This is a genomic window from Caballeronia choica, from assembly GCF_001544535.1.
Taxonomy (GTDB): Bacteria; Pseudomonadota; Gammaproteobacteria; order Burkholderiales; family Burkholderiaceae; genus Caballeronia; species Caballeronia choica.
The window spans coordinates 1-1,409 of sequence record NZ_FCON02000453.1; the positions used below are offsets into that span (position 1 = coordinate 1).

Genomic DNA, 1,409 nt, shown 5'->3' on the forward strand with positions numbered 1-1,409 from the left:
GGGGCGTCGGCGAACCTGCCGCTGCTCGTCGCACCGATGGGCGCTTCCGCCGTGCTGCTGTTCGCGGTCCCCGCAAGCCCGCTCGCGCAGCCGTGGTCGATCATCGGCGGCAACCTCGTTTCAGCGACGGTCGGCGTCGCCTGCGCGACCTGGATCGCCGACCCGGTCGTTGCGGCCGCGCTCGCCGTTGCCGTCGCGATCTGCGTGATGTTCGCGCTGCGCTGCGTGCATCCGCCGTCGGGCGCGGTCGCGCTCACCGCCGTGCTCGGCGGGCCGTCGATTCATTCGCTCGGCTTCGGCTTCGTGCTTACGCCGATCGCGGTGCAATCGTTCGCGCTGCTCGCGGCGGCGATCGTGTTCCACGCGCTCACCGGGCACCGCTATCCGCACGTCGCGGGGCAGGCCGCGGGTGCGGGCAAGGCATCCAGCGTCAACGCCAACCTGGGCTTCACCCGCGCCGACCTCGAACTCGTGCTGGCGCGTCGCGGCGAAATGCTCGACATCGACCCGGCCGACCTGGAATCGGTGGTGAACGAAGCGCAGTTGCAGGCGTACGTCCGCACCTTCGACGAGTTGACCTGCGCGGACATCATGTCCCACCCGGTCGCGTCCGTCTTCGCGACGACCACGGCCACCACCGCCGCCGACATATTGAGCCGGCGCGCCGTGAAGGCGTTGCCGGTCGCCGATCCGGCGGGGCGCATCGTCGGCATCGTGACGCGCGCCGACCTCGCGCAATACGCGCCGACCAAGCCGCTCGGCAAGCTGCTGAGCGTGCCGGCGCGCTGGCTCGCGGGAGATGACACCGCGACGCGGCTAGTCGGCTCGCTGATGAGCGCCCATGTCCGCACGATCGGCGCGGATACGCCGATCGCCGCGCTGGTGCCGATCTTCGCCAACTACGGCCACCACCACATTCCGGTGGTCGACGCGCGCCAGAAACTGGTCGGCATGATCACGCAGGCGGACCTGATCTCGGGCCTGTACCGGCAGACGCAGTTACATCAGCGCAAAGCCGCCTGAGCCAGCGTTTCTTCGCCGGACGCGCTGCTTTGCGGCGTTTAATATCATCTTGTGATATATTTTTTCATTTTCGGAACTCGAGGCGTCACGATGAAGGAACTCGTCCGCGGGGCGGCGCGCAGCCTGGCCAAGAAGGATTTCGAACAGTTGTCGGAGTTTCGCTATCAGATGCGGCGCTTCGAGCGTTTCTCGGAACAGGCGGCGCACGGCGAGGGCATCACGCCGCTGCAATACCTGCTGCTGTTGCACATCCGGGGCTATCCGGGCCGCGACTGGGCGACCGTCGGCGAACTGGCTGAGCGTCTCCAGGCGCAGCATCACGGCGTGGTCGCGCTGGTGTCGCGCTGCGAGGCGCTGGATCTCGTCAGGCGGCAGGTGAGCGAGAC

Annotated in this window: 2 protein-coding genes; both read left to right on the forward strand. The window is 68.1% G+C overall.

From position 1 onward, the window contains the following. The coding region (locus AWB68_RS44910; protein WP_143282062.1) for an HPP family protein at positions 1–1,023 on the forward strand (1,023 nt) is incomplete at its 5' end. 90 nt (positions 1,024–1,113) lie between these two features. Continuing rightward, positions 1,114–1,409 (forward strand): MarR family transcriptional regulator (locus AWB68_RS44915; RefSeq protein WP_087650451.1); only part of this gene is annotated, 296 nt, incomplete at its 3' end.